Source organism: Streptomyces sp. NPDC058469, assembly GCF_042721125.1.
In the GTDB taxonomy this organism is placed as follows: Bacteria; Actinomycetota; Actinomycetes; order Streptomycetales; family Streptomycetaceae; genus Streptomyces.
The window spans coordinates 163,348-182,612 of record NZ_JBHXME010000003.1 but is presented as its reverse complement, the minus strand read 5'-3'; the positions used below and the strand labels follow the sequence as shown (position 1 = coordinate 182,612).

22 protein-coding genes are annotated in these 19,265 nt (G+C 71.2%); 5 read left to right on the top strand and 17 right to left on the bottom strand.

Going from position 1 to position 19,265, the window contains the following annotated elements; genetic code table 11:
- The coding region (locus ACFWP5_RS03265; protein ID WP_384149399.1) for a GNAT family N-acetyltransferase at positions 1-257 on the top strand (257 nt) is incomplete at its 5' end.
- A 12-nt stretch (positions 258-269) separates the two neighbouring features.
- Here ACFWP5_RS03265 and ACFWP5_RS03260 read toward each other — a convergent pair.
- The 16 genes from ACFWP5_RS03260 to paaN all read right to left on the bottom strand — a co-directional run bounded on the left by ACFWP5_RS03260 (position 270) and on the right by paaN (position 14,347).
- Positions 270-869, bottom strand: coding sequence for an ADP-ribosyltransferase (locus tag ACFWP5_RS03260; protein WP_384149397.1), 600 nt, complete (start codon positions 867-869; stop codon positions 270-272).
- A gap of 98 nt (positions 870-967) precedes the next feature.
- Positions 968-2,164 (bottom strand): hypothetical protein, encoded by a 1,197-nt coding sequence (locus tag ACFWP5_RS03255; protein ID WP_384149395.1) that lies wholly within the window; start codon positions 2,162-2,164, stop codon positions 968-970.
- On the bottom strand, positions 2,164-2,967 hold the full coding sequence (locus ACFWP5_RS03250; protein ID WP_384149393.1) for a polysaccharide deacetylase family protein: 804 nt from the start codon (positions 2,965-2,967) through the stop codon (positions 2,164-2,166). Before ACFWP5_RS03250 ends, ACFWP5_RS03255 begins: the two co-directional genes overlap by 1 nt.
- A 133-nt stretch (positions 2,968-3,100) precedes the next feature.
- Positions 3,101-3,604 carry an ATP-binding protein gene (locus tag ACFWP5_RS03245; RefSeq protein WP_384149391.1) on the bottom strand — a complete coding sequence of 168 codons (504 nt, stop codon included), beginning with the start codon at positions 3,602-3,604 and terminating at the stop codon, positions 3,101-3,103.
- 285 nt (positions 3,605-3,889) lie between these two features.
- Positions 3,890-4,657: an enoyl-CoA hydratase/isomerase family protein gene (locus ACFWP5_RS03240; protein ID WP_384149389.1), complete on the bottom strand. Its 768-nt coding sequence runs from the start codon at positions 4,655-4,657 to the stop codon at positions 3,890-3,892.
- A gap of 8 nt (positions 4,658-4,665) precedes the next feature.
- Entirely contained in the window at positions 4,666-5,769 is a 1,104-nt protein-coding gene (gene paaE / locus ACFWP5_RS03235) for a 1,2-phenylacetyl-CoA epoxidase subunit PaaE (RefSeq protein ID WP_384149387.1), read from the bottom strand.
- Entirely contained in the window at positions 5,766-6,059 is a 294-nt protein-coding gene (locus ACFWP5_RS03230) for a hypothetical protein (protein ID WP_384149385.1), read from the bottom strand. Before ACFWP5_RS03230 ends, paaE begins: the two co-directional genes overlap by 4 nt.
- Complete coding sequence (gene paaD, locus ACFWP5_RS03225; RefSeq protein ID WP_384149383.1) at positions 6,059-6,565, bottom strand: 1,2-phenylacetyl-CoA epoxidase subunit PaaD; 507 nt, start codon at positions 6,563-6,565, stop codon at positions 6,059-6,061. The genes ACFWP5_RS03230 and paaD overlap by 1 nt, the downstream gene beginning before the upstream one ends.
- Positions 6,559-7,395 (bottom strand): 1,2-phenylacetyl-CoA epoxidase subunit PaaC, encoded by an 837-nt coding sequence (paaC, locus tag ACFWP5_RS03220; protein ID WP_384149381.1) that lies wholly within the window; start codon positions 7,393-7,395, stop codon positions 6,559-6,561. Before paaC ends, paaD begins: the two co-directional genes overlap by 7 nt.
- A gap of 9 nt (positions 7,396-7,404) precedes the next feature.
- Positions 7,405-7,689: a 1,2-phenylacetyl-CoA epoxidase subunit PaaB gene (gene paaB / locus ACFWP5_RS03215; RefSeq protein WP_019075091.1), complete on the bottom strand. Its 285-nt coding sequence runs from the start codon at positions 7,687-7,689 to the stop codon at positions 7,405-7,407.
- A complete protein-coding gene (gene paaA, locus ACFWP5_RS03210; protein ID WP_384149378.1) occupies positions 7,686-8,678 on the bottom strand; it encodes a 1,2-phenylacetyl-CoA epoxidase subunit PaaA in 993 nt (330 codons plus the stop codon). Before paaA ends, paaB begins: the two co-directional genes overlap by 4 nt.
- 91 nt (positions 8,679-8,769) lie before the next feature.
- Positions 8,770-9,558, bottom strand: coding sequence for an enoyl-CoA hydratase/isomerase family protein (locus tag ACFWP5_RS03205; protein ID WP_384149376.1), 789 nt, complete (start codon positions 9,556-9,558; stop codon positions 8,770-8,772).
- 2 nt (positions 9,559-9,560) lie between these two features.
- Positions 9,561-10,427 (bottom strand): 3-hydroxyacyl-CoA dehydrogenase family protein, encoded by an 867-nt coding sequence (locus tag ACFWP5_RS03200; RefSeq protein ID WP_384149374.1) that lies wholly within the window; start codon positions 10,425-10,427, stop codon positions 9,561-9,563.
- Positions 10,424-11,206 carry an enoyl-CoA hydratase/isomerase family protein gene (locus tag ACFWP5_RS03195; RefSeq protein WP_384149528.1) on the bottom strand — a complete coding sequence of 261 codons (783 nt, stop codon included), beginning with the start codon at positions 11,204-11,206 and terminating at the stop codon, positions 10,424-10,426. Before ACFWP5_RS03195 ends, ACFWP5_RS03200 begins: the two co-directional genes overlap by 4 nt.
- Before the next feature lie 242 nt (positions 11,207-11,448).
- Positions 11,449-12,642, bottom strand: a complete 1,194-nt coding sequence (locus ACFWP5_RS03190) for a thiolase family protein (protein WP_384149372.1) — start codon at positions 12,640-12,642, stop codon at positions 11,449-11,451.
- Positions 12,635-14,347, bottom strand: coding sequence for a phenylacetic acid degradation protein PaaN (gene paaN, locus ACFWP5_RS03185; protein WP_384149370.1), 1,713 nt, complete (start codon positions 14,345-14,347; stop codon positions 12,635-12,637). Before paaN ends, ACFWP5_RS03190 begins: the two co-directional genes overlap by 8 nt.
- Before the next feature lie 94 nt (positions 14,348-14,441).
- Between paaN and paaI the strand changes: the two genes are divergently transcribed.
- From paaI to ACFWP5_RS03165, 4 genes are all read left to right on the top strand, one after another.
- Complete coding sequence (gene paaI / locus ACFWP5_RS03180; RefSeq protein WP_384149368.1) at positions 14,442-14,873, top strand: hydroxyphenylacetyl-CoA thioesterase PaaI; 432 nt, start codon at positions 14,442-14,444, stop codon at positions 14,871-14,873.
- Positions 14,870-16,234: a phenylacetate--CoA ligase PaaK gene (gene paaK / locus ACFWP5_RS03175; RefSeq protein ID WP_384149365.1), complete on the top strand. Its 1,365-nt coding sequence runs from the start codon at positions 14,870-14,872 to the stop codon at positions 16,232-16,234. Before paaI ends, paaK begins: the two co-directional genes overlap by 4 nt.
- 52 nt (positions 16,235-16,286) lie before the next feature.
- Entirely contained in the window at positions 16,287-16,982 is a 696-nt protein-coding gene (locus ACFWP5_RS03170; RefSeq protein ID WP_384149362.1) for a TetR/AcrR family transcriptional regulator, read from the top strand.
- Positions 16,983-17,103: 121 nt separating this feature from the next.
- Positions 17,104-17,892 carry an SAM-dependent methyltransferase gene (locus ACFWP5_RS03165; RefSeq protein WP_384149360.1) on the top strand — a complete coding sequence of 263 codons (789 nt, stop codon included), beginning with the start codon at positions 17,104-17,106 and terminating at the stop codon, positions 17,890-17,892.
- Here ACFWP5_RS03165 and ACFWP5_RS03160 read toward each other — a convergent pair.
- Entirely contained in the window at positions 17,889-19,202 is a 1,314-nt protein-coding gene (locus ACFWP5_RS03160) for a lanthionine synthetase LanC family protein (protein WP_384149358.1), read from the bottom strand. The two genes, ACFWP5_RS03165 and ACFWP5_RS03160, sit on opposite strands and share 4 nt — an antisense overlap.
- Between the last annotated feature and the right edge of the window lie 63 nt (positions 19,203-19,265).

The window sequence follows — 19,265 nt, the reverse complement described above, 5'->3', positions numbered from 1 at the left end:
GCGGTGTGCTGGTGCTGGGCCGCGGGGTCGCGGGCCGGCTGGAGGTCTCCGTCGAGATCGACGAGGACATACGGCACCGGGGCCTGGGCCGCGCCCTGGTGGCGGCGGCCCGCCACCTCACCGCGGAGCCGCTGTGGGCGCAGGTCGCGCCGGGGAACGCCCGCAGCATGCGGGCGTTCCTGGCGGCGGACTACCGTCCGGTGGGTTCGGAAGCGGTGCTGCTCAGCGCCCGACAGTCGTCGGTACCGCAGGCGTGAGTGCCACGGGCGTCAGTGCCACGGGCGGTAGTTCGGGTTGCTCTCGCAGTCGCTCATGATCTCGACCTTGGTCTTCTTGTCGACCGGGCAGACGCCGATGACGTACTGCCGCGCGATCCCGCCGGGAAAGGCGACCTCGACCTGGTCGGCCCACTTGTGGGTGTCGCCGATGGTCTTGTTGACGTCCACGCCGCCCGGGGCGTCGATGTAGTAGTTGTAGCCCGACTTGTACCAGGTCTTGTACAGGTCGTGGTCGTACGTCGTCGAGACGTACGGCGAGGGCTGGTTGACCAGGACGTACTTCTCGACGTCGTACTGGCCGTTGACGACGTCCTTGGGGGCGAAGCCCTGGTCGAAGACGATCGCGGGCCCGCGGCTGTCGCTGCGGTAGAGGGTGCCGCAACTCGTGCGCCACACCGGGTCCGGGGTGATGCGGCTGATGTCCACGCGCTGGTCGACGGCGGCCATCGCGGGGTCGGCGACCACGGGGCAGGCGGGCGCGGCGGCCCTGGCCGGGGTGTGGGCGGGGACGGTGGCGGCGGTCGTGGCGAAGACGGCCGCGAGGGACAGGACGGCGGCAGCGGTCCGCCGCCGCAGGTGAAGGGTGATCATGCGGGGCACGATCCCGGTTCCGCGGCGGCGGGCTGTGGATCATCACTCGTATGGGGGCGTGTCCAACTGACCGGATTTCAGCGGAGAATCAGCGAGCTTCAGCGGAAGATGCCGGTGTGGCCCAGCGAGTAGCGGCCCGGCTGCGGATAGACCGCGAGGCCGTGCGGGCCGCCGCCGACCTTGATGCGGGCGAGCTGGGTGCCGGTGCGGGTGTCGATGGCGTAGACCTCGGAGTTGTAGCGGCCGGACAGCCACAGGACCTTGCCGTCCGCCGAGACGCCGCCCATGTCGGGGCTGCCGCCGTTGGGCAGGTGCCACTTCTTCGTCAGCTTGTTCTTGGTGAAGTCGAAGATGGAGATGGTGCCTTCGCCGCGGTTGGAGATGTACATCTCGCGCGAGTCCCGGCTGATGTACAGGCCGTGGCAGCCCTTGCCGGTGGGCAGGAACTCCGGCTTGGCGAAGGTGTCGCCGTCGAGGACCCACATGCCGTTGGCCATCATGTCGGCGATGTAGAACTTCTTGCCGTCGGGCGAGATCTTGACGTCCTGCGGCATCGAGCCGTGGAACGGCAGTTTCTGCTGCCCGACGACCTTCATCTTCTCGGTGTCGACCTTGAGCAGTTCGCCGCTGAACTCGCAGGAGACGATGAAGTACCGGCCGTCCGGGGAGAAGTCGGCGTGGTTGACGCCGTAGCAACCGACGTGGACGGCCTTCACCGTCTTCATCGTGTGCGCGTCCCGGAACACCAGCTGCCGGTCGAGCGAGGCCATGACGATCGCATACCTGCCGTTGGGCGTGAAGTACAGGTTGTACGGGTCGTGCACGTCAACGGGCTTGCCCGCCCTGCCCGTTCGCGGGTCGATCGGGGTGAGGGTGTTGCCCCGGTCGTTGTTGACCCAGAGCGTCTTCAAGTCCCAGGAGGGGACGACGTGTTGGGGCTGGACGCCGACCGGGATGGTCTCGACGACCCGGTACGTCCTCGGGTCGATCACCGAGACCGTGTTGGAGTTGGTGTTGGGGACGTAGACCCGGGAGGGGAAGTCCTTGACCACCGGGGAGAGCCGGCCCGGGCGGTCGGCGGCGTACACGTCGGCCGGGTCGAGCACCGGCGGCATACCGGGCAGCGCCCGCGCGACCCGCGCCTTCTTCTGCTGCTGCGGCTGGAGCGCGGCCTTGGTGCCGAGGGCCTCGTCGGCGTGGTCCTGCGATCCGCAGCCGGCGAGGGCGGCCAGCGTGGCGAGGGCGGCGCCGGTGACCAGGACGCGGGCGGCGCGGGTGAGGGGGATGTGTCGCATCAGCTCAGCAGCTCCGTGGTCGTCACCGCGCGCAGTCCGCGGCGGTCGAGTTCTTCCAGTACGGCGGGGAGCGCGGCGACCGTGTCGGCATACCCGAAATGCATGCTGACGACCGACCCGTTGCGGACCTCGGCGAGCACCTTGCGGGTGACGGCGGGGGCGCCGGGCTCGGTGAAGTCGAGGGAGTCGACGTCGTAGGACAGCACGTGCGGGTAGCCCACGCGGTGGGCCAGGCGCTGGACGAGCGGGGACGCGGCCGGGGCGCGCGAGGGCCTGAACCAGGTGCCGATCGAGCCGGTGAGCCGCTTGAGGCGGTCGGCGCAGCCGGTGATCTCGGCCAGGGCGTCGGCCTCGGACAGGGTGTTGACGGCGATGTGCCGCTGGGTGTGGTTGCCGAGGTCGTGGCCGCCGTCGAGGATGCGGCGGGCCATCTCGGGGTGGGTGTCGAGCCAGGTCCCGACGGCGAGGACGGTGACGTGGGCACCGTGTTTCTCGGCCTCGGTGAGAAGGGCGGTGGCGATCCTGGGGTCGCCCTGGCCGTGGAAGGTGAGCGCGATCTTGGGGTGGTCGCGGGGTCCGTGCGTGATCTGCGCGGGCTGTTGGGGGAAGGCGCGGGGCGCGGGGGCGGTGAGCGGCGTCGCCTTGGCGGCGGGCGCCGGTCCACCGGCGGAGGCGTGCGTGGGGGCGGCGGGGGATGGGGCGGAGCCGGTCGTGGCACATCCGGCGGCGAGAGCGCCCCCGGCGACGAGCCCGGCACCCACACGCAACGCCGTACGGCGGTCGGTCGTGGTCACCCGGACCATTTAAGGGGCGTTGGGTAAGAAACCGGGGCATTGACCCGATTGGGGGAATCTCACGGGTCGCGCCTCGAAGGGTCGTCCGCGCGAGGGTGCCCGGCACCCCGAACCGCCGTACACACAGGGGGTGTTGAGGTGTTCAGCGGTCGGCGACGCGCATCTCGAACCACGTGGTCTTGCCGCGCGGCAGCAGATCGACGCCCCAGCGGTCGGAGAGCTTGTCGACGAGGAACAGGCCCCGGCCGCTCAGGTCCATCTCCTGGACCGGCATCAGACAGGGCAGGCCGCGGGAGGGGTCGCGGACCTCGACGCGGATCCAGCCGCGGCGGCGCTTCATCCGCAGGCCGAACACCCGGGCACCCGTGTGCCGTACGGCGTTTCCGACGAGTTCCGAGACGAGTAAGACGGCGTCCTCGGTCAGTTTCGGGCCGAGCCCCCAGTGGCGCAGAACGACGATCTGAGTGAGTCGGCGGGCCGCGGCGGCGGACTCGGGGCGGGACGGGAGCGGAACTTCAGCCTCCGTCGGATTGCCGAACAACTCGATCGCCTTGAGTGCCCGCTCGTCCTCGACCGCAGGCGACCAGCGCGCCGCGGTCGCACGGCCTTGTCCCCGCGGCTGTCCGATACCTTCCAGCCCCGCCATGCGTCCATCATGGCCGCCCCGAACGGGCTCCGGGGCGGTTCCGGAGGAATACGCCCCCCGGAAGCCCCCGTTCCGCGACATCCGATTGGCATGTGCCACCGTCATTTCAGGGCTTGCGACAGCCCCTCCGACCTGCGGTGAAGGCTCTGTTGGAGGCAATCGACAGGCTCCCTCGACAAGGCAGGCTTAAGGTCACGTTAAGGTTCCCATAAACCGACCCGCCGAGGGACCTGTATGAGACATCACGTCAATTGCAAGCGGTTGAGCGGTATTTGACGGCCCGGTTCAGAGGAACTTCGCCTTGCCGGGGCCCTCTTCGACGAAGCTCCGCATCCCGCGCTCACGGTCCTCGGTCGCGAACAAGCCCGCGAACCACGTGCGCTCGACGGCGAGACCCGTCTCGATGTCCGTCTCCAACCCCGTGTCGATCGCCTCCTTCGCCGCACGCAACGCGATCGCCGGACCCTGCGCCAACCGCGCCGCCCACACGTGCGCCTCGCTGTACACCTCGGCGGCGGGGACGAGCCGGTCGACGAGACCCAGCGCCAACGCCTCATCGGCCTTGACCATACGACCGGTGAAGATCAGGTCCTTCGCCTTCGACGGACCGATCAGACGGGCCAGCCGCTGCGTGCCGCCCGCCCCCGGAATCAATCCGAGGAGGATCTCCGGCTGCCCCAACTTCGCGTTGTCCGCCGCGATCCGGAAGTCCGCACACAACGCCAACTCGCAACCCCCACCCAGCGCATAGCCCGTGATGGCGGCCACGACCGGCTTGGGGATACGCGCCACCACACTGAACGACTCCTGCAACGCCCGCGACCGCACGACCATCGCCGCATGGTCCATCCGCTGCATCTCCTTGATGTCCGCCCCCGCCGCGAACACCTTCTCCCCGCCGTACACCACCACCGCCCGCACGTCGTCGCGACGCGTGGCCTCCTCGGCGAGTTCCTTGAGGCGGTCCTGGGTGGCGACGTCCAGCGCGTTCATCGGCGGCCGGTCGAGGCGGATGGTGCCGACGCCCTCGGCTACCTCGAAGTGAAGTGTCATGGTCCGCCTCAGCTGTCGTAGTCGACGGCGAGGGTGTCGGACACGGGGAAGGTCTGGCAGGTGAGGACGTAGCCGGCGTCGACCTCGGCGGGTTCGAGGGCGTAGTTGCGCCGCATGTCCGCCGTGCCGTCGGTGACCAGCGCGCGGCAGGTGCCGCAGACGCCGCCCTTGCAGGCGAAGGGCAGGTCGGGCCGGGTCTTCTGGGCACCGTCGAGGATCGAACGGTCCCTGGGCAGCGCCGAGTTGGTGGTGCGGCCGTCGAGGGTGACGGTGACCTGGCTGACGGGGCCGTCGTAGGCGGCGTCGACGTGACGGTTCGGCCGTACGGGCTCGTCGTCGGCGTAGAACAGCTCCTGGTGGACGCGTTCGGCGGGGACGCCGAGTCCGGAGAGGACCTGATGGGCGTCGCGGACCATGCCGTGCGGGCCGCACAGCCACCAGTGGTCGGCGGTGTCCACGTCGACGAGGGCGTCCACGAGCGCGGTGAGACGGTCGGCGTCGAGGCGGCCGGAGAGGATCTCCGCCTCGCGCGGTTCGCGGGACAGGATGTGCGCCAGCTGGAAACGGCCGGGGTACAGGTCCTTCAGGTCGGCGAGGTCGTCGGCGAACATCACGGTGTCGCTGCGTCGGTTGCCGTAGAAGAGGGTGACGCGTGAGCGGGTGTCGGCGGCGAGGACGGATTCCGCGATGGAGAGCATCGGGGTGATTCCGGAGCCGGCGGCGATCAGGACGTGGTGGCCGGGGAGGGTCAGGTCCGGGGTGAAGGCGCCGGCGGGGGCCATCACCTCGACGGTGTCTCCGGGGCGTACGTCGTTGACCAGCCAGGAGGAGAACAGGCCGCCGGGGACGACCCGTGCGCCGATGCGGGGGCGCGCGCCCGCCGGGGAGCAGATGGAGTACGAGCGGCGCTCGTCGCGGCCCTCGACTTCGCGGCGGAGGGTGAGCGACTGGCCGGGCCGGTACGCGAACTCCTCGGCGAGGTGGTCGGGAATGTCGAAGCTGATGGCGGCGGCGTCCTCGCACAGCGGCTCGACGGCGGCGACCCGCAGGGCGTGGAAGGCCGGGCGCCGGCGCGCCGGGCGGGCGGGAGTGGTGGGGGCCGGGGCGGTCACTGGTCCACCGTCCTTTTCACGGGCGGGAGTTGGGGGTTCTCCGCGAGACGGACCTGGGGGCTCGTCACGAGTGGGCGTCGGGAGCCCACCACGAGCGGGAGCTGAGGAATCACCGCAGGCGGAAGTCGGCGGCTCCCCACGGGCGGGACCTGGCGGCTCACCGCGAGCGCAGAAAGGGAACTCGCCACGAGCAGGAGCTGAGGAATCGCCGCAGGCGCAAGGTGGGGGCTTGCCGCGAGCGGGGGTTGGGGGCTCTCCGCGAGCGCGAGCAGGCGTTGGGGGCTCGCCATCAGATCTCCTTGACGTACTCGAACGGCTCGCGGCAGGCGCGGCACCGCCACAGGGCTTTGCAGGAGGTCGCGGCGAAGCGCGAGGTCTCCTCGGTGTCCGCCGATCCGCAAAGGGGGCACGGCACCGTACGACGGGTCGGCGACAGCGTGAGCGTGAGCGGACCTCGGGGGGCGGCACCCGGCGGGGCGATGCCGTGTTCGGCGAGCTTGCGGCGGCCGGCCGGGGTGATCCAGTCGCTGGTCCAGGGCGGGTTCAGGACCGTGCGGATCTCCACGCGCGCGTACCCGGCGTCCCGCAGCCGTGCGGCCACCTCGGCGCGCATCTCGGCCATGGCGGGGCAGCCGGAGTAGGTGGGCGTCAGGCTCGCGACGACCGTCCCGTCCGCCTCGATCTCGACCTCGCGGAGCACCCCGAGGTCAGCGAGGGTGAGCATGGGCATCTCGGGGTCGGACACCTGCGCGGCGACCGACCGGGCACGCCGCGCGTCGAGCAGGGCGGTCACCATGTCGCCTCCGGGTGCGCGCGGGCCACGCTCTGGAGTTCGGCCAGCAGCGGGGCCAGGTGGTCGGTGTGGTCGCCGTGGCGGCCATGTCCGGGGACCGGTGCCGCCTCGGGCAGGGCGAGCCCGGCGGCGTCGGTGACCTGCCGGAGCACGGCCAGGACTTCGGTCCTCAACTCGCCGTCGCCCGCGAAGAGTTCGTCCACGTACGGCGCGATGCCGGTCAGCGCGTCACGCATCCGCCGTTGCGACTCCTCGGTGCCGTCGCCCAGCCGGACGACCCACTCGGCGGAGTACTGACGGTGGTACGCGAGCTCCTTGACGCCCTTGGCGGCGATGGCGGCCAGCACCGGGTCCGAGGTGGTGACGGCGAGCCGCTCGAAGAGCGCGAGCCGCCAGGAGGACAGCACCAGCAGCCGGGTGATGGAGAACGCGAAGTCCCCGTTGGGGAGTTCGGCCAGCCGTACGTTGCGGAAGTCGTCGGCGTCGCGGAAGTAGGCGTACGCGTCCTCGTCGCGTCCGGTGCCGTCCACCTGACCGGCGCGGGCGTAGAGGAGGCGGGTCTGGCCGAGCAGGTCGAGCCCGATGTTGGCCAGCGCCACCTCCTCCTCCAACTCCGGGGCGGCCGTGCACCATTGGGCCAGCCGCTGCGCGCTCACCAGCGCGTCGTCGCCAAGTGCCAGGCAGAACGCGGCCAGTTGGGCGGAGTCCGTCCCGTCCGGCACGGTCTGGTCGACGCCGTACAGCGGGTCCTCGAAGCCGGTACCGAACGCCCAGCGGGCGTCGCTGTCGTCATGCCCCTCGACCAGGGACAGATAGACGTGGTCGTCACTCATTCCCTGCTCCTAGATGTGGGGGACGTCGTCGGGGATGTCGTAGAACGTGGGGTGGCGGTAGACCTTGTCGGCGCTCGGCGCGAAGAAGGGGTCCTTCTCGTCGCGGGTCGAGGCGGCGATGTGCTCCGAGCGCACGACCCAGATGGACACTCCCTCGTTGCGCCGCGTGTAGAGGTCGCGGGCGTGGGTGAGCGCCATGGCGTCGTCGGCGGCGTGCAGCGAGCCGACGTGGACGTGGTTCAGGCCGCGCTTTCCGCGGACGAACACCTCGTACAGGGGCCAGTCCTGCGTCATGCCGCCGCTCCTTCGGTCTTCTGCGTACGGGCGGCCTGCTTGGCCGCGTGGGCGGTGGCCGCCTCCCGGACCCAGGCGCCCTCCTCGTGGGCGGCCCGGCGGCGGGAGACCCGCTCGGCGTTGCGCGGTCCGTCGCCGCTGATCACGCGCTGCAACTCGGACCAGTCGGGGGTGCCGAAGTCGTGGTGGCCGCGCTCGGCGTTCCAGCTCAACTCCGGGTCGGGCAGGGTGACTCCGAGCTTCTGGGCCTGCGGGACCGTCATGTCCACGAAGCGCTGGCGCAGTTCGTCGTTGCTGTGCCGCTTGATCTTCCAGGCCATGGAGCGCGCCGAGTTGGGCGAGTCGTCGTCGGGCGGACCGAACATCATCAGCGACGGCCACCACCAACGGTCCACGGCGTCCTGGACCATGGCCCGCTGGCCGTCCGTGCCGCGCATCATCGTGAGCAGCAACTCGTAGCCCTGACGCTGGTGGAAGGACTCCTCCTTGCACACCCGCACCATGGCCCGCGCGTACGGCCCGTACGAACAGCGGCACAGCGGCACCTGGTTGCAGATCGCGGCGCCGTCCACGAACCAGCCGATCACACCGACGTCGGCGAAGGTCGGCGTCGGGTAGTTGAAGATCGACGAGTACTTCTGCCGGCCCTCGATCAGGGCGTCGGTCAGCTCCGCGCGGTCCGCGCCCAGGGTCTCGGCGGCCGAGTACAGATACAGTCCGTGTCCGGCCTCGTCCTGCACCTTCGCGAAGAGGATCGCCTTGCGGCGCAGGGAGGGGGCGCGGGTGATCCAGTCGCCCTCCGGCTGCATCCCGATGATCTCCGAGTGGGCGTGCTGCGCGATCTGGCGGATCAGGGTCCTGCGATAGCCGTCGGGCATCCAGTCGCGGGGCTCGATCCGCTGGTCCTTCGCGATCGTGGCATCGAACTGCTCCTCGAGCCGCGCTTCGTCCCAGCCGGCGGCTGACGCCTCCGTGCCTGTGCTGGTCATCGACACACCAACTTCCCTACCGACCATTCGTTCGGTACCTAGTCTGATGGGTTTCCCCCGGCGAGGCAAGACCTGCCGAGTGAATGGCTGGTCACCGGCCCTCGAACGACGGCTCCGCCCGCGCGAGAAACGCCTCTACGGCGGCCCGGTGGTCCCGCGTCGCCCCCAGCCGCTCCTGCGCCGCCGCCTCCCGCTCCAGCACGGTGGCGAGGCTCGCGCCGGGCGCGTCCCGCAGCAGCGCCTTGACCTCCGCGTACGCGACGGTGGGCCCGGCGGCCAGCCGCCTGGCCAGGGCAAGTCCCTCCGCAGCTGCCTCGCCGTCCGGTACGACCCGGTGCACCAGCCCCCACCGCTCCGCGTCCTCGGCGCCGAAGCGATCGCCGAGCAGCATCAGCGCGGCGGCCCGCGACGGACCGACCGCCTGCGCCAGCGCACCGCTCAGCCCGCTGTCGGCGGCCAGCCCGATCCCGGTGAACGCGGTGGCGAACCGGGCCCCCTCGGCCGCGACCCGCACATCCGCGCACAGCGCCAGACCGAGACCTGCCCCGACGCAGGCACCCTCGACGGCCACGACCACCGGCTGGGTCAGCGCGTGCAGCGCCTCCACCAGGGGGTTGTACTCGTTCCGTACGCAGGCGAAGGCGGAATCGGGCCCGGTCTCCAGCGCGCGGGCGTGCTCCTTGAGGTCCTGTCCCACGCAGAAGTGCTTGCCCCGCGCGGTGAGCAGCACGGCACGGACGTGTTCGCCGTCGCTGCGCACCCGGCGTACGGCGGCCAACAGCCCGCTCCGCAGGGAGACATCAAGCGCGGGCCTGCGCAGTTCGATGGTGGCGACACCGGCGTCCAGGCGGTAGCCGACGCCATCCCCTGTCTGCTCCACGCTCACTCCCACGTGTAGAACCCCTGTCCCGTCTTGCGGCCCAGTTCACCGCGGGCGACCTTGTCGCGCAGGAGTCGGGGCGGGGCGAAGCGCTCGCCGAGGGTGGAGTGCAGGTATTCGGCGATGGCCAGGCGTACGTCGAGTCCGACCAGGTCGGTCAGGCGCAGCGGCCCCATGGGGTGCTTGTAGCCGAGGCTCATCGCGTCGTCGATCGCCTCCGGCGCGGCGACGCCCTCCTCGACCATGCGGATCGCCTCCAGGCCGAGCGCCAGTCCGAGGCGGCTGCTGGCGAACCCGGGCGAGTCCTTGACGGTCACGTCCTTCTTGCCGAGGGCGTGCGTCCAGTCGAGGGCGGCACGGACGACGGCCGGCTCGGTGGACGGCGCGACGACGATCTCGACCAGGGCCGAGGCGGGCACCGGGTTGAAGAAGTGCATGCCCAGGAAACGGCCGGGCCGGGTGAGCGCGGAGGCGAGTTCGGTGACCGAGAGGGAGCTGGTGTTGGTGGCCAGCACGGTCGTCGCGCCCACCGCCTGCTCGGCCGCGGCCAGCACGCGGGCCTTGAGCCCGGCGTCCTCGGGGACGGCCTCGACGACGAGGTCGGCGTCGGCCTGCAGGCCGTCGACGGAGTCCACCATGGTGACGCGGGCAAGCACCTGCTCGGCGGGTTCGCTGAGCAGGCCCCGCTCGGCAGCTCGCTTGAGGCCGGTGGCGACCCGGTCCAGCGCGGCTGCCGAGGCGGCCTCGCCGCTCTCCACGACGGTCACGGACGAACCGGCGGCCGCGAAGGACTGCGCGATACCGGCGCCCATCCGGCCGCCGCCGATCACACCGACAACTGCGGGGGCGGAGTGGGGTGTTGGGCTCATGCTCGGCTGCTCCTCTTCTCCAAGCCCCTTTTATTCAAGAAGCGTGTCATACGGTCCCTCTTGTCCTGCCCCTCGAAGAGCACGGCCTGCGCGAGGTCGTCGGCGACCGGGTGGGCGCCGGGTGAGTCGACGACGAGCTTGGTGAGCCGGAGGGCCGTGGCCGACGAACGGGCCATGCGGTCGAGCAGCGCGTGCGCCTCGTCCAGCAGCTTGTCCGCCGGTACGACGTCGATGACCAGCCCGGCGGCCAGAGCGGCGGGCGCGTCGAGGTTCCGTCCGGCGAGCAGCACCTGCTTGGCGACGGACTCGCCGACCAGCTCGGGCAGCCGCCAGCAGGCACCGGCCGCGGCGAGGATGCCGAGCCCCGGCTCCGGGTTGCCGAAGACGGCGTCCGGTCCGGCGATACGGAGGTCGCAGGCGTGCGCCAAGTCGGCGCCGCCGCCCAGCGCCCAGCCGTCCACCGCGGCGAGGGTCGGCATCGGCAGCCGGCGTACCCGCTCGAAGAGCCGGCTGTTGATGCCCCGCAGAGCCTCGTCCCGCCCGCGTGCCAGCAGCTCGGCGATGTCGGCGCCGCCCGCGAAGACGCCGCCGTGTCCGGTGAGCAGGAGCAGCTTGGGGTTCTGCTCCAACTGGTCGCAGACGGCGTGCAGTTCGCGGATCATCAGGCCACTGATGGCGTTGCGGGCCTCGGGGCGGTGCAGGGTGACCACGACGCGGTCCTCGCGGTCCTCGACGAGGAGGGTCTCGTACGGGGTGCCGGTGGGGGAACTCGGGCCGATGTCGGGGGAGTTCGGGTCGAAGGCAGGCGCGCTCGGCCCAGTGATGCGGGAACTCGGTCCAGCGTCAGGAGAGTTCGGACCGGTGGCGGCGGAACTCGGGTCACTGGTAGGGGCGCTCACACCAGCGACGGGCACGCTCGACCCGACGGAGGGGTAACTCTGCCCCGTTTCAGGGGAGTTCGGGTCGGTGGCGGACGCGCTCAGGCCTGTATTCCGGGCGCTCGGGCCGGCGGAGGGGACGCTCATACCCGCTCCACAAGCATCGCGACGCCCTGCCCGACCCCGACGCACAGTGTGGCCAGACCCCGGCTGCCGTTCTCGCGCTCCAACCTGCCCAGCAGCGTGAGCAGGATACGGGCGCCGGAGCACCCAAGAGGATGGCCGAGGGCGATCGCTCCGCCGTCGGCGTTGACCTTCTCCTCGTCCAGTTTGAGGCGGCGCGTGACCGCGATCGCCTGGGCGGCGAAGGCCTCGTTGAGTTCGATCGCGTCCAGGTCGCCGGTCTGCCATCCGGCGCGGGCGAGGGCCTTCTCGGTGGCGGGGACCGGGCCGAGGCCCATGATGTGGGGCTGCACTCCGGCCGAGGCGGAGGTGACGATCCGCGCCCTGGGGGTGAGTCCGTGGCGTCGGACGGCCGCGCCGCTCGCGACCACCAGGGCGGCGGCGCCGTCGGACAGGGGTGAGGAGGAACCTGCGGTGACGATGCCGCCGTCGCGGAAGATGGTGCGCAGGGAGCCGAGCTTCTCCAGCGTGGTGCCGGGGCGCGGGCCCTCGTCGCGGGTCACCTCGCCGTCCTTGACCGCGACCGGCACGATCTCCCGGTCGAAGCGGCCCGACTCCTGGGCGGCGACGGCCCGTTGATGACTGCGCAGCGCGAACGCGTCGGACTCGGCGCGGGTGATGCCGTCGAGCGCGGCGACCTCCTCGGCCGTCTCCCCCATCGTCAGGGTCTGCTGGGCGGCGAAGCGCGGATTGGTGAAGCGCCAGCCGAGCGAGGTGTCGTGCACCTCCCCCGGCTTGGCCCACGGGGTGCCGGGCTTGGCCATCACCCAGGGGGCGCGGGTCATGGACTCCACGCCGCCCGCGACGACCAGGTCCGCCTCTCCGGCGCGTATCGCCTGGGCGGCCGAGGCGACGGCGGTCAGGCCCGAGGCGCAGAGCCGGTTGACGGTGTAGCCGGGCACGGTGTGCGGCAACCCGGCCAGCAGGACGGCCATGCGGGCCACGTCGCGGTTGTCCTCGCCGGCCTGGTTGGCGGCGCCGAGGATCACCTCGTCCACCTCCTCGGCAGGGATTCCGGCGCGGCGGACCGCCTCGCCGACCACCAGGGCCGCGAGGTCGTCGGGCCGTACGGAGGCGAGGTCACCGCCGTAGCGGCCCTGCGGGGTGCGGGCCCCGTCGATCAGATAGACCTCGTCGGAGGACAGCTCAGGCATCGGTGGTCTCCTCGGCGGGGGCGGGCCGGCGTGACTGCAGGGTCGCGAAGCGGCCGGTGACGAACGCGGGGTCGGACAGGGTGGCGCTGGCGGCCGGGTTGGCGGCGCTGCCGTGGAAGTCGCTGAACGCGGCGGACTGGTTGACGAAGACGCCGCCGGTGAGGTTCTCGGAGAGGTGCACGCCCGCGTCCAGAGCGGCCAACTCGGCTGCGTCCAGCACCAGTTCACTGGTGGAGTGGACGGCGGCGGTCAGCGCGCCGTGCGCCCGCACCGTCTCGCGCAGGATCCGCAGACTGTGCTCGGTGGAGTCGGTGCCGATGACGAACGACACCGGCCCGAACCATTCCCGGGTGTACGTCTCCCGGTCGTCCTCGGCGTCGAGCCGGGCCACCAGCGGCGTACGCACGACGGCCTTCGGGTACTCGGGGTGCTCGACGGGCGTCGACGCACGCACCGTACGGCCGACCGTGGCGGCCTGCTCCAAGCGGGACCGCACGCCGTCGTTGACGATCGCGCCTAGGGTGCCGGCGGCGCGGGACGGGTCGCCGAGCAGCTTGTCCAGGGCCGCGCCGAGGTCGGCGGCGAACTCGTCGGCGCCGCGTACGCCCTGGTCGGTGGTGATGCCGTCGCGCGGGATCAGGAGGTTCTGCGGGGTGGTGCACATCTGGCCGCTGTAGAGGGCCAGCGAGAAGGCGAGGTTGCCGAGCAGGCCGCGGTAGTCGTCGGTGGAGTCCAGGACGACGGTGTTGAGACCGGCCTTCTCCGTGTACACGAGGGCCTGGCGGGCGTTGGTCTCCAGCCAGTCGCCGAACTCCGTGGAGCCGGTGAAGTCGATGATCCGGACGTCGGGGTGCAGCGCGAGGACGGCGGCGCTACGGCCCCCGGGCTCCTCGGCGGCGAGGATCACGACGTTCGGGTCGAAGCCCGCCTCGGCCAGTACCTCGCGGGCGATCCGCACGGTGACCGCAAGGGGGAGGACGGCGCCCGGGTGCGGCTTGACCACGACCGGGTTGCCGGTGACCAGGCTGGCGAACAGGCCCGGGTAGCCGTTCCAGGTCGGGAAGGTGTTGCAGGCGATGAGCAGCGACACCCCGCGGCCGACCGGGGTGAACTTCTTGTCCAGGACCAGCGGGCCGCCCTTGCGCTGCGGCTTGCTCCAGCGGGCCGCGCCCGGGTGCCGCTTCTGCTCGGCCCAGGCGTACGCGACGGCCTCCAGACCGCGGTCCTGTGCGTGCGGGCCGCCCGCCTGGAACGCCATGACGAAGGCCTGGCCTGTGGTGTGCTGCACGGCGTGCGCGATCTCGAAGCTCGCCGCGTTCAGCCGGGCCAGGATCTCGGCGGCGACACCGGCGCGGGTGTCGGGGCCCGCGTCGCGCCAGGGTCCGGTGGCCGCCAGGGCTGCGGCAGCCGCCGCGTCCGGCGCGACGCGCGGGTAGGAGATGCCCAGGTCGAAGCCGTACGGACTGCTCTCGGCGGCCGACACGCTCCCGTCGCCGGGATGCCCCGCCAGCTCGAAGGACCCGCCGAGCTGCTCCTGGAAGGCGGCTTCGCCGTGCTTGGCCGCGTCCTCGCCGTAGACCGACTTGCTGGGCGACTCCGGGTACGGCGTCCAGTGGTCACGGGTGGCGGTCGCCGCGACCGCCTGTTCCAGCAGGGCGCGATGGCGGGAGAAGAAGTCGGGCAGCTCGGAGCTGGTCTGGGGCATGCGTTCCACCTCTTGACAGGCAGTGGTGTTGCTGGATTACTTGGCCGTGACGCACGCTAACCGAATGTTCGGTCGGTCCACAAGGTGGTGGAAAATGACGCAGGCCGCTGACACGGCCTCCGGCCCGACGGCGAAGATGTTCGCCGCGGACGAGGCGTCCCGGGCTCTCGGCATAGAGCTCGTCGAGCACGGCGAAGGGACCGCCGTGCTCCGTATGACCGTGACCCCGGCCATGGTCAACGGACACAAGATCGCTCACGGCGGTTATCTGTTCCTGTTCGCGGACTCCGCCTTCGCCTGTGCCTGCAACAGCCACGGCCCGGTGACCGTGGCCGCCGCGGCCGACATCGACTTCGTCGCCCCGGCGCACGAGGGCGACGTCCTGGTGGCGACCGCGACGGAGCGCACCCGGTTCGGCCGCAGCGGCATCTACGACGTGAGCGTGATGCGCGGCGACCAGGTGATCGCGGAGTTCCGCGGCCGCAGCCGCAGTATCGACAGCGCGAAGACGAAGGAGTCTCCATGAGCAGCGACCTGACAGCCCCGGCGGCCTCACCGGCTTCGCCGCCCGTGAGTCCGCGCCTTGGGGAACCACTCCCCGACGGGTTGCTGGACGCCGCCGAGCGCCTCACCCGCGAGGAGCTGCGCGAGCACCAACTCGGCCTGCTCCAGGCTACGTTGAGGCACGCGTACGACAACGTGGAGCTGTACCGCAGGAAGTTCGACGAGGCCGGGGTCAAACCCGGCGACTGCCACACCCTTGAGGATCTGGCCCGGTTCCCCTTCACCACCAAGGCCGACCTGCGGGACACCTACCCCTTCGGCATGTTCGCCGTCCCCATGGACCAGGTCCGCCGCGTCCACGCCTCCAGCGGCACCACCGGCCGCCCCACGGTCGTGGGCTACACGGAGAACGACCTCTCCATGTGGGCGGACGTGGTGGCCCGCTCGATCCGCGCGGCCGGCGGACGCCCCGGCCAAAAGATCCATGTCTCGTACGGCTACGGCCTGTTCACCGGCGGCCTGGGCGCGCACTACGGCGCCGAGCGCGCGGGCTGCACCGTGATCCCCGCCTCCGGCGGCATGACCGCCCGCCAGGTGCAGATCATCCAGGACTTCAAGCCCGAGATCATCATGGTCACCCCGTCCTACATGCTCACCCTCCTCGACGAGTTCGAGCGCCAGGGCGTCGACCCGCGCACCAGCTCCCTCAAGGTGGGCATCTTCGGCGCCGAGCCGTGGACGGAGGCGATGCGCCGCGAGATCGAGGAGCGCATGGACATCCACGCGGTCGACATCTACGGCCTGTCGGAGGTGATCGGCCCCGGTGTCGCGCAGGAGTGCGTGGAGACCAAGGACGGCCTGCACGTCTGGGAGGACCACTTCTACCCGGAGATCGTCGACCCGCTCACCGACGAGGTGCTGCCCGACGGCGACAGCGGCGAACTGACCTTCACCTCCCTCACCAAAGAGGCTCTGCCGATCATCCGCTACCGCACCCGCGACCTGACCCGGCTCCTCCCCGGCACCGCCCGACCGGCCTTCCGGCGCATCGAGAAGATCACCGGCCGCTGCGACGACATGATCATCCTGCGCGGGGTGAACGTCTTCCCCAGCCAGATCGAGGAGATCCTGCTGCGCACCCCCGCCGTCGCCCCGCACTTCACGATCCAGCTCAGCCGCCGCGGCCGCATGGACCACATGACGGTCCGCGCCGAGGCCCGCCCCGGCACCGGCCCCGACCAGCGGGCCGCCGCGGCGGCGACGATCGGCAAGGGCGTCAAGGACGGCGTGGGCGTGACCGTGGACGTGGAGATCGTCGATCCGGAGACCCTGGAGCGCTCGGTGGGCAAGATCCGCCGGGTCAAGGATCTGCGGGAGCAGTGACATCCGAGGCCGTTACGCCCGGTGCGGTCGCCGACCTTGTCACAATGGCCCAGTGACCAGGACACCTGTGCAGAACCCGGCCGGCCGCCACGGCCGTCCCGCCTACGACCGCGACTCGCTGCTGGAGGTCGCCGTCGTGGTCTTCAACGAACGCGGCTACGACGGCACCGGCATGGAGGAACTGGCCAGACGCCTGGGCCTCAGCAAGTCGAGCATCTACCACCACGTGTCCGGCAAGGAGGAACTCCTCGAACTCGCGGTCAACCGGGCATTGGACGCGCTCTTCGCCGTACTGGACGAGGAGGAGACGGGGGACGGAAACGGGGCTCTGGGCGGCAGCGGGGACAACAGGGCTCCGGGCAGCCGGACTTCGGGCGGCAGGACTCCCGACACCACGGCGACCGCCCGGATGAAACGCGTCATCCACCGCAGCGTCGAGGTACTCGCCGCCGAACTGCCCTACGTCACCTTGCTGTTGCGTCTGCACGGCAACAGCGAGGTCGAGCAGCGGGCGCTCGCCCGGCGCCGTGAATTCGACCACCGGGTGGCCGAGTTGATGACCAGGGCGGCGGCCGAAGGCGGCATACGGGCGGACATCGACCCGCACCTCGCCGGCCGGCTGCTGTTCGGCACCGTCAACTCCCTCGTGGAGTGGTACCGCCCCGACCGCGACCTGACCGTGGAGACCTTGGCCGACGCCCTGACGACCATCCTCTTCGACGGCCTGCACGGACGAGAGCCGAGTTGACGGGAACGACCGCCCCAACTCCCCTCCCCCGCAAGCCACATGAGACACCCCGAGTACGATGATCGGGAGTTGGCCCCGCCCCCTCTCCCCCGTCCCTCTCACTCGCCGCGATGGAGTTGCCATGACGACCGACCCCAAGCCGTCACCGCAGATCGACACCGGCAAGGCACACCCCGCGCGGGTCTACGACTGGCTGCTGGGCGGCAAGGACAACTACCCGGTCGACGAGGCCGTGGGAGAGAAGCTGCCGCCCGAGGCGAGGGACGCGGCGCGGCAGAACCGTGAGTTCATGCACCGCGCGGCGACCTGGCTCGCCGGCCAGGGCATCGACCAGTTCCTGGACATCGGCACGGGCATCCCCACCGAGCCCAACCTGCACCAGATCGTCCAGCGGACCGTACCGACGGCGAAGGTCGTCTACACCGACTACGACCCGATCGTCCTGCGTCACGCCGAGGCGCTGCTGATCAGCCATGCCGACGGGGTCACGGACTACATCCAGGCCGACGTGCGCCAGCCGGAGCTCATCGTCGAACACGCCCGCCACGTCCTGGACTTCACGCGCCCGATCGCCCTCTCGCTGATCGCGCTGATGCACTTCATCCCGGACGAGCAGGACGCCCACGGCATCGTCCACAACCTCGTCGCGACCCTGCCGTCCGGCAGCTACCTGGTCCTGTCCCACGCCGCGTCCGACCTCTATCCCGAACTCGCCGCCCAGGTCACCGCCGAGTACGCCAAGGGCGGCATCAAACTCGGCTTCCGCACCCGCCCGGAGGTAACCCGCTTCTTCGACGGCCTCGACCTGGTGCCGCCCGGCCTGGTGACGGCGACGGAGTGGAATCCCCCGGCGTCGGAGAGGGATCCGGAGGGCAGCGGGATCTACGCGGCGGTGGCGCGGGTCCGCTAGCGGCGGGTCGCGGCCTGAGCCTGCGCCGGAGGCTGGTCCGGCCAAGCGAACGCGTAGCGGGGATCGCCTCCCCGGCTGAGCCGTACGAAGCGCAGGAGTTCGCGGACGATGCCCGCGTTGCCCATCGCCCAGCCGGTAAACGGTTCGAGGTCGCTCGGGGTGGCCCGGTGTTCGACATTGGACCAGCGGGCGCCGTCGCTGTCCCGGATCGCGCGGGCGACGAGGTCCGGGACGAGGACGTCGGCGAAGTCGTACGGGTCCTGTTGTTCCCCCTGTTCCTTGTGTTCCCCCTGTTCCCCCTGTTCTGCGATCCGGTCGCAGGCCAGGGCGAGGACGCCCGCCGTGCCGCAGCAGCGGCCGTTGTTGTCCCAGAAGCCGGGGCGCAGCCGCTGGGGCAGGCCGGAGTGGGTGACCGTGTGCCAGCAGCGATCGGCGAGGGCGGACCAGACGGGGTCGGTCGTGACGTCCCCCAGCAGCCGGAAGACCTGGGCGTCACCGGCCGGGCCGTGGCACCAGCCGTAGTTGACGGGCGCGATGACATCGGGGCGGTACCGCGGGGTGGAGTGCGGGACCAGGAAGCCTTCCGGCCCCGCCTCGTCGTGCGCCACGACGTCGGCGGCACCGGCCAGCGCCAGTTCGACCAGGTCCGTACGGCCGGTGGCTCCGCCGACCCGGGCAAGGGCGAGGACGATGCCGAGCGTGCCGTGCGAGATGTGGTGCAGACGGGAGTCGATGCCCGTGCGGTGGGCCCAGTGGACGCCCGCCGGAGTCTGTTCCGCCGTCCGCAGATACGGTTCCATGGCGAGAACGGCCAGTTCGGAGTCGCCGGCCAGGAGTGCACCGAGACCGATCCCCGCGTTGCCGCCCATCAGCTCGAACAACTCGCCCCAGCGGGTCCCGTCGAAGCGTGACCGCACGAGCTCCAGCGCGCGGTCGGCGGCGGCACCGGCAGCCGAGTCGCCGAGTTCCTCGTGAAGGGTCCGCAGGACAAGGGCCATTCCGGTGCGGCCGAAGTAGAGGGAGTCGTCGTCGATGCCGTCGACCGAGTCCGCGAGAGCGCGGGCCGCGCGCAGGGCGACGTCGGCGTAGGAGTCGTCACCGAAGTGCCGCCACGCCTCCAGAAGCGCGGGGACGTTCCCGGCCGTACCGCTGTAGAGGCTCGGGTCCAGCTCGTCGTCCGAGGGCTTCCTCGACCAGGCGAGGCCTCCCCCGGGGGTTTCTCGCGCCGCCTCGATCAGCCATCGCAGCCCGTCCACCGCGAGTTCCTCGACCTCGTCGACCGCCACGACCGTGGCTTCTGGTGCCGTCATGCGCCCACTCTCGCATGATCTTCCGGGCCCGCCCAGAGCGCGGTGGCGGCCGCCCACCCACCC